8 protein-coding genes are annotated in these 8,277 nt (G+C 65.6%); 6 read left to right on the top strand and 2 right to left on the bottom strand.

What is annotated here, in order from left to right:
• Positions 1-295: 295 nt before the first annotated feature.
• The gene (locus tag PHQ87_RS12275) at positions 296-604 is read left to right on the top strand and encodes a helix-turn-helix domain-containing protein (protein ID WP_300234669.1); all 309 of its coding nucleotides are present in this window, start codon (positions 296-298) and stop codon (positions 602-604) included.
• A 7-nt stretch (positions 605-611) separates the two neighbouring features.
• Here PHQ87_RS12275 and PHQ87_RS12270 read toward each other — a convergent pair whose 3' ends face one another.
• A complete protein-coding gene (locus PHQ87_RS12270) occupies positions 612-1,454 on the bottom strand; it encodes a fumarylacetoacetate hydrolase family protein (RefSeq protein ID WP_300234666.1) in 843 nt (280 codons plus the stop codon).
• Positions 1,455-1,640: 186 nt separating this feature from the next.
• Here PHQ87_RS12270 and grpE point away from each other — a divergent pair, with 186 nt between their 5' ends.
• From grpE to PHQ87_RS12245, 5 genes are all read left to right on the top strand, one after another.
• Entirely contained in the window at positions 1,641-2,201 is a 561-nt protein-coding gene (gene grpE, locus PHQ87_RS12265) for a nucleotide exchange factor GrpE (RefSeq protein ID WP_300234664.1), read from the top strand.
• Between the two features lie 66 nt (positions 2,202-2,267).
• Positions 2,268-4,241 carry a molecular chaperone DnaK gene (dnaK, locus tag PHQ87_RS12260; protein WP_300234671.1) on the top strand — a complete coding sequence of 658 codons (1,974 nt, stop codon included), beginning with the start codon at positions 2,268-2,270 and terminating at the stop codon, positions 4,239-4,241.
• 108 nt (positions 4,242-4,349) lie between these two features.
• Positions 4,350-5,477 (top strand): molecular chaperone DnaJ, encoded by a 1,128-nt coding sequence (gene dnaJ / locus PHQ87_RS12255; protein ID WP_300234661.1) that lies wholly within the window; start codon positions 4,350-4,352, stop codon positions 5,475-5,477.
• A 113-nt stretch (positions 5,478-5,590) separates the two neighbouring features.
• Complete coding sequence (locus tag PHQ87_RS12250; protein ID WP_300234659.1) at positions 5,591-6,817, top strand: CoA transferase; 1,227 nt, start codon at positions 5,591-5,593, stop codon at positions 6,815-6,817.
• Between the two features lie 8 nt (positions 6,818-6,825).
• Positions 6,826-7,512, top strand: coding sequence for a TetR/AcrR family transcriptional regulator (locus PHQ87_RS12245; RefSeq protein WP_300234656.1), 687 nt, complete (start codon positions 6,826-6,828; stop codon positions 7,510-7,512).
• Positions 7,513-7,582: 70 nt separating this feature from the next.
• On the opposite strand, the gene PHQ87_RS12240 is transcribed toward PHQ87_RS12245, so the two are convergent.
• On the bottom strand, positions 7,583-8,277 hold a 695-nt coding region (locus PHQ87_RS12240; protein WP_300234653.1), incomplete at its 5' end, for an acyl-CoA dehydrogenase family protein.

Here is an 8,277-nt window from a genome sequence, read left to right as displayed (position 1 = left end):
TGCAGAAGGCCGCCCAGCGCACGGCCACACAGCTCGAATCCGACGTCGCCGGCCAGTTGAGCGACGAGGAACTCCAGACGCTCAAGACGCTGCTGCACCGCATTTACAAATAGGGTGGCGCGCCCGCGCGAGGCAGCGGCGGGAGCCACCGACCCGCTTCGTCCGTAGCCTGCAAGCGGCCCATTGCTGCACCGCACGTCCGTTGTCAGCTAGCAAACTGCTAGCAATTCGGTCAAACTGGCGTATATTGTGCGAAAGCCTCCGCTCCTGGCGGAACACACACAGGAGACTGCGCATGAATGCCAAGGACAACGCCGCCGCGATCCGCCTGCTGGATCTGCTGGAGTCGCGCTACGCCATCCGCGTGATCTGGGCCCTGAGCGACGGACACCCCCAGACCTTCCGTCTGCTGCAGGACAGCGTCGGCGGCGTGACGCCCAACACCCTCAATACCCGGCTCAAGGAGCTGCGGGCGGCACGCCTGGTGGATCACACGGGCGACGGCTACCGCCTGACACCGCTGGGCGCCGACCTGGCCCGCCGGATGCAGGACATGCAGCAGTTCGCCCACAAGTGGGCCCGTGCCACGGCCACCCGCGGCTGAAGCGCCGTCAGGAGGCCACCACGGTCTGGCGCTGCTCGCCCAGACCCCGGCCACCCAGGGTGACGACGTCGCCGGCACGCAGGAACGTCGGCGGTTTCATGCCCATGCCCACCCCCGGCGGTGTTCCGGTCGGAATCACGTCACCGGGCTGCAGGGCCATGAAGCGGCTGAGATAGCTCACGATCTGCGCCACGCCGAAGATCATGGTGCGCGTGCTGCCGCGCTGGCGGGGCTGGCCGTTGACGTCCAGCCACAGATCCACGTCCTGCGGGTCACCCAGTTCGTCCGGCGTCACCAGCCATGGCCCCAGCGGGCAGTGCGTCGGGTAGCTCTTGCCCTTGACCCACTGGCCCCCGCGCTCAATCTGGGCACTGCGCTCGGACACATCGTTGACCAGGCAGTAGCCCGCCACGTGGCGCAGGGCATCGGCCTCGGCCACCTGGAAGGCGCGCTCGCCGATCACCACGCCCAGCTCGACCTCCCAGTCCAGCTTGAGCGAGCCTGGCGGCAGCCAGATGTCGTCGTTGGGACCGCTGACCGAGCCACTGTGCTTGTTGAACACCACCGGCTCGGGCGGCACCGGCATGCCTGACTCGGCCGCGTGGTCGGCGTAGTTCAGGCCGATGGCCACCACATTGCCGATGCCACCCACGCACGGCCCCAGCCGTGTGCCGGCGGGCACCAGCGGCAGGGTCGCCGGATCGATGGCGGCCAGCCTCGCCATAGAATCACGTCCCAGGCTGGCCGGCCCGATGTCGGCGATCTGTCCGGACAGGTCGCGCCATGTGCCGTCGGCAGCGATCAAACCGGGTTTCTCGGCACCGGGGGCGCCATGTCGGATCAGTTTCATGATGAGGTCTCCTCGCGTGACAAATATCCCTTGGATGATCCTATTGTCACCCCGGCAGCATCGGCCTGCAGGAGCTCTTGAACTTCTGGCCGACACCCCCATATGGGGCGGGATGGCAGCGGTGCTGCCTGGCCGCCTCTTTCATTCTTCATCTGTCCACGGACGACCGATCCACCCTGGAACGCCATGACATCAGAGAACACGCCTCCCAAGGAAGCACCCTCGACCGACCATCCCAGCCCGGAAGAGGTGCTGGCCGCCGCCGCAGCGACCGAGGCCGACGAACTGGCCGCACTGGCCGCTGAGGTGGCCGACCTCAAGGCCAAGAACGCCGATCTGGCCGACCAGTTCCTGCGTGCCAAGGCCGAGGCTGAAAACGCCCGCCGCCGCGCCGAGGAGGAAATCGCCAAGACCCGCAAGTTCGCCGTGGAAGGCTTCGCCGAAGGCCTGCTGCCCGTGCTCGACAGCCTGGAGGCAGGCTTGGCCGTGCAGGAAGCCACCGCCGCCCAGTTGCGCGAAGGCACCGAAGCCACGCTGCAGCAACTGCTCGGCGCCCTGGCCCGCAACAAGGTGGTGCCCATCGCCCCCGCCACGGGTGAAAAGTTCGATCCGCACCAGCACCAGGCCATCAGCATGGTCCCGGCCGAGCAGGATCCCAACACCGTGGTGACGGTGCTGCAAAAGGGCTACCTGATCGCCGAGCGCGTGCTGCGCCCGGCCCTGGTCACGGTGGCAGCGCCCAAGTAAGGACAGTGCTCCGGCTGCACCGCCGGTCCACTTGAATTCCACAGACTTATCCACATCTCTCCAACAATTCAGACTTTCCTTTCGCAGGAGCCACACATCATGGGAAAAATCATCGGTATCGACCTGGGCACGACCAACAGCTGCGTGTCCATCATGGAAGGCAACACCACCAAGGTGATCGAAAACAGCGAGGGTGCCCGCACCACGCCGTCCATCGTGGCCTACCAGGAAGACGGTGAAGTGCTGGTCGGCGCGTCGGCCAAGCGGCAGGCGGTCACCAACCCCAAGAACACCCTGTTTGCCATCAAGCGCCTGATCGGACGCAAGTTCACCGAGAAGGAAGTGCAAAAGGACATCGACCTGATGCCCTACGCCATCGTGGCCGCCGACAACGGTGACGCCTGGGTGGAGGTGCGCGGCAAGAAGATCTCGGCCCAGCAGGTGTCGGCCGACATCCTGCGCAAGATGAAGAAGACCGCCGAAGACTACCTGGGTGAACCCGTGACCGAGGCTGTCATCACCGTGCCGGCCTACTTCAACGACGCCCAGCGCCAGGCCACCAAGGATGCCGGCCGCATCGCCGGTCTGGAGGTCAAGCGCATCATCAACGAACCCACCGCCGCGGCGCTCGCCTTCGGTCTGGACAAGCAGGACAAGGGCGACCGCAAGATCGCCGTCTATGACCTGGGTGGCGGCACCTTCGACGTGTCGATCATCGAGATCGCCGACGTCGATGGCGAAAAGCAGTTCGAGGTGCTGTCCACCAACGGCGACACCTTCCTCGGCGGCGAGGACTTCGACCAGCGCATCATCGATTTCATCATCGGCGAGTTCAAGAAGGAACAGGGCGTGGACCTGTCCAAGGACGTGCTGGCCCTGCAACGCCTGAAGGAAGCGGCCGAGAAGGCCAAGATCGAGCTGTCCAACAGCGCGCAGACCGACATCAACCTGCCCTACATCACGGCCGACGCGACCGGGCCCAAGCACCTGAACATCAAGCTCACGCGTGCCAAGCTCGAAGCCCTGGTGGAAGACCTGATCGAGCGCTCGATCGCCCCGTGCCGCACCGCCATCAAGGACGCCGGCATCAGCGTCAGCGACATCGACGACGTGATCCTGGTCGGCGGCCAGACCCGCATGCCCAAGGTGCAGGAGAAGGTCAAGGAATTCTTCGGCAAGGAACCGCGCCGCGACGTCAACCCCGACGAAGCCGTGGCCGTGGGCGCCGCCATCCAGGGCCAGGTGCTTTCGGGTGACCGCAAGGACGTGCTGCTGCTGGACGTGACCCCGCTGTCGCTGGGCATCGAGACCATGGGCGGCGTCATGACCAAGATGATCCAGAAGAACACCACGATCCCGACCAAGTTCTCGCAGGTCTTCTCGACCGCCGAGGACAACCAGCCGGCCGTGACGATCAAGGTGTTCCAGGGCGAGCGCGAGGTGGCCGCCGGCAACAAGCTGCTGGGCGAGTTCAACCTTGAGGGCATCCCGGCCGCACCGCGCGGCATGCCGCAGATCGAGGTGACCTTCGACATCGACGCCAACGGCATCCTGCACGTCTCGGCCAAGGACAAGGGCACCGGCAAGGAAAACAAGATCACCATCAAGGCCAATTCGGGCCTGAGCGAGGAAGAAATCCAGCAGATGGTCAAGGACGCCGAGCTCAACGCCGCCGAAGACAAGAAGAAGGTCGAGCTGGTGCAGGCCCGCAACCAGGCCGAGGCCATGGTCCACGGCGTCCAGAAGAGCCTGGCCGAGCACGGTGACAAGCTGGATGCCGGCGAGAAGGAAGCCATCGAATCGGCCATCAAGGCCGTCGAGGAAGCCGCCAAGGGCGAGGACAAGGCCGACATCGAGGCCAAGACCGAGGCCCTGATGACCGCCAGCCAGAAACTGGGCGAAAAGGTGTACGCCGCCTCGCAGGCCGAAGCGGCCGCCAGCGGCGCCACGGAAGGCGGCCAGCAGGCCGGCGCCGGCGCCTCGTCCGGCGGCAACGACGACATCGTCGATGCCGAAGTCAAGGAAGTGAAGAAGGGCTGACGATCGGCGGCCGGCATGGCCGATGCCCCCTAGCCGCCGCGTCGGGGTGACCTGACGCGGCGTTTGTGCTCACAGCCCCTCCCACGCGCATCACGCAAAACACCCACCATGGCCAAACGCGACTTTTACGAAGTGCTGGGCGTCCCCAAGAACGCGTCCGACGACGAAATCAAGAAGGCTTACCGCAAGCTGGCAATGAAGTACCACCCTGACCGCAACCAGGGTGAGGCCGCCAAAACCGCCGAGGAGAAATTCAAGGAGGTCAAGGAAGCCTACGAAATGCTGTCGGACCCCGACAAGAAGGCCGCCTACGATCAGTATGGCCACGCTGGTGTGGATCCGAACATGCGCGGTGGCCCGGGTGCCGATGGCTTCGCCGGCTTCGGCGACGCCTTCGGCGACATCTTCGGCGACATCTTCGGTGGTGCGCGGCGCGGCGGTGGCCGCCAGGTGTACCGCGGCGCCGACCTGTCCTACGCGATGGAAGTCACGCTGGAGGAAGCGGCCAACGGCAAGGACGCCCAGATCCGCATCCCCGCCTGGGACGACTGCGAGGCCTGCCACGGCAGCGGCGCCAAGCCCGGCACCAGCGCCCAGACCTGCTCGACCTGCCATGGTCAGGGCGTGGTGCAGATGCGCCAGGGCTTCTTCAGCGTCCAGCAGACCTGCCCGCACTGCCACGGCAGCGGCAAGATCATCCCCGACCCCTGCCCGTCCTGCCATGGTCAGGGCAAGATCAAGCGCCAGAAGACGCTGGAGATCAAGATCCCGGCCGGTATCGACGATGGCCAGCGCATCCGTTCCAGCGGCAACGGCGAGCCCGGCCAGAACGGCGGCCCGGCGGGCGACCTGTACATCGAGATCCGGCTGCGCAAGCACGACATCTTCGAGCGCGATGGCGACGACCTGCACTGCCAGGTACCCGTGGGCATGACCACGGCGGCGCTGGGCGGCGAGATCGACGTGCCCACCCTGCAGGGCAAGGCCACCATCGACCTGCCCGAGGGCACCCAGAGCGGCAAGACCTTCCGTCTGCGCGGCAAGGGCATCAAGGGCGTGCGCAGCAGCTACCCCGGTGACCTGTACTGCCACATCGCCGTCGAGACCCCCGTCAAGCTCACCGAGCACCAGCGCAAGCTGCTCAAGGAACTCGACGAGTCGTTCAAGAAGGGCGGCCACAAGCACAGCCCGAACGACAAGGGCTGGTTCGACAAGGCACGGGAGTTTTTCTCCTGATCCGCCGATCCAGGGCCACCTTCGGGTGGCTTTTTTGTGCGCGCGGTTTACAGGGCACGCCCGACAATAGATAATTCAACCAACCGTTTGATTGAATTTCTGAAGGAATCAGCATGTCCACCGCATCCGGCGCCCTCAAAGGTCTGCGCATCCTCGATCTCACCCATGCCCTGGCCGGGCCGTTCTGCTCGCAGGTCCTGGCCGACCATGGCGCCGACGTCATCAAGGTGGAGCCGCTGGAAGGCGACTTCTTCCGCCGCATGGGGCCCTTCCGCGAGGACGATCAGGTCAGGTCCTACGGCGGCCTGTTTCAGGCCTGCAACCGCAACAAGCGCTCCATCGCCATCAACCTCAAGCACCCCGAAGGCCAGGCCGTGCTCAGGCGCCTGGTGCAAAGCGCCGATGCGCTGGTCGAGAACTACCGTGCTGGCGTGCTGAACAAGCTGGGCCTGGGCTACGAGGCGCTGCGCGAGATCCGGCCAAGCTTGGTCTACACCTCGGTGCGCGGTTTCGGTGACGTCGTCGGCGGTGCCAGCCCCTACATGGACTGGCCCGCGTTCGACATCGTGGCACAGGCGATGGGCGGCTGGATGGGCATCACGGGTGAAGACGCCCAGCACCCGGTCAAGGTGGGTGGCGGCGCGGGCGACACGGTCTCGGGCCTCTTTGCCGCCTTCGGCACCATGGCCGCCCTGTGGCACGCGCGCGCCACCGGCCAGGGGCAGTACGTGGACGTGGCCATGACCGACAGCATCCTGGCCCTCTCCGAACTGGTGGTCAGCCAGTTCAGCTACCGCGGCGTTTCGCCCATGCCGGTCGGCAACGGCATCCCCGGTCTGGCGCCCTTTGGCACCATCGCGGTCAAGGACGGGGTGATCGCGATCGCCGCGCCTCATGGTCCGCAGTTCAAGCTGCTATGTGAACTCATCGGCATGCCGGAACTGGTGGACGATCCGCGCTTTGTGGACGAAGCCCACCGCTGGGAAAACAACCAGGCGCTGATCGCCCTCATCGAGCGATTCACGCGCCAGCACACCAAGCAGGAACTCAAGGCGCTTCTCGGCGGCAAGATCCCGTTCAGCCCGATCTACACCGCCGGCGAGATCTTCGAGGACCCGCATTTCGCCGCGCGCGACATGCTGCCGCGCGTCGAGCAGCCCGGCAGTGCGGAACCCGTGGCCGTACCGGGCGTGCCCGTCAAGCTCTCGGCCACCCCCGGCCAGGTGCGCCACCGCGCGCCAATGCTGGGCGAACACACGCGTGAAATCCTGCAGTCCCTTGGCATGGATGCCACAGAAACCGAGCGCCTGATCGAAGCCGGCGCCATTACCGCACCATAATGACCTCCATGTCCGATTCCACCGTCCCGCCCACTGAGACCGTCGGAGCGACTGCCAGGAGCACGACCCGCGCCGCCGCCAAAACCGCCACCGGCCGCCGCCGCAATGGCACCGGTACCAAACACGAGGACAAGCGCACCGCGATCCTGCGCACCGCCGCGCAACTGTTTGCCGTGCACGGCTACGAAGCCACGTCGCTGGACATGATCGCCGACCAGCTGGGCATGCACAAGGCCACGCTCTACCACTACGTGCCCAACAAGGAGAGCATCCTCTACCAGTGCCTGGTCAAGTCCTTCGGCAACCTCGACGAGGTCATCAGAAGCATGGAGGACCGCTCCGTGCCCGTGCTCGAACGCATGCGGCTGTTCGTGCGCAGCCTGGCGCTCGCGCAGAACAACGACTTCGGCCGCTGCCTGGTGCTCGTCGGCTCCCGGCCGCTGGACATGGCACCTGGCGGCGAGATCCGCCAGTTCCAGCGCCGGCTCGACAACACGGTGCGCGCGCTGATCACCGAAGGCATTGCCGACGGCACCATCAAGCCCTGCGATCCGTCGCTGTTCTCGGCCCTGCTGTTCGGTGCGCTCAACTGGGTGCCGCGCTGGTACAGCAGCAAGGGCAAGTACAGCATCGAGCAGGTGGTCGACGCCTTCATGGACATGGTCATCGACGGCATCGGCTCAGGCCGGCACTGAGTCTTCCTTTTCACCCGCCCATGAAAAACCCCCGCATCGCGGGGGTTCTCCTTTGGGACCTGGCCGGCGCTCACATGCCGCGGGCGATCACGTCCTTGAGCGTCTCGTTCGAGCCGCCGTAGATCTTGGCGACGCGGGCGTCCATGTACAGCTGCGCGATCGGGTACTCGGTGCAGTAGCCATAACCGCCGAACAGCTGCAGGCAGCGGTCGATGATCTCGCACTGCTTTTCCGAACCCCACCACTTGGCCATCATGGCGTCGTTGGGCTGCAGGGGCTTGCCATCGACCAGGTCCTTGACGAGCTGGTCGATGAAGACGCGACCAATGCGTGCCTCGGTGGCGCACTCGGCCAGGACGAACTTCGTGTTCTGGAAGTCCCACAAGGTCTGGCCCAGCATCTTGCGGTTCTTCACGTGCTCCAGCGTCATCTCGATGGCGCGCTCGGCGCAGGCGATGCCGACGATGCCGATCGACAGCCGTTCGCGCGTGAACACGTCCATGAGCTGATAGAAGCCCTTGCCCTCGACGCCGCCGATGAGGTTCTCGGCCGGCACGCGGGCATCTTCCAGGAATATCTCGGCGGTGTTGAGCGCGTTCTGACCGATCTTCTCGATGATCTTGTTGACCTTGAAGCCCGGGCACTTTTCCTTCTCGACCATGAACAGCGAGATGCCCTTGGCGCCGGAGCCTGCCTCGCCCGTGCGGGCGGCCACGAGCACCAGGTCGGCCTGATCGCCCAGCGTGCAGAAGATCTTGTTGCCGT

The organism is Hydrogenophaga sp. (assembly GCF_028698005.1).
GTDB lineage: Bacteria > Pseudomonadota > Gammaproteobacteria > Burkholderiales > Burkholderiaceae_C > Hydrogenophaga.
This window is presented reverse-complemented; position numbering and strand designations above follow the sequence as displayed.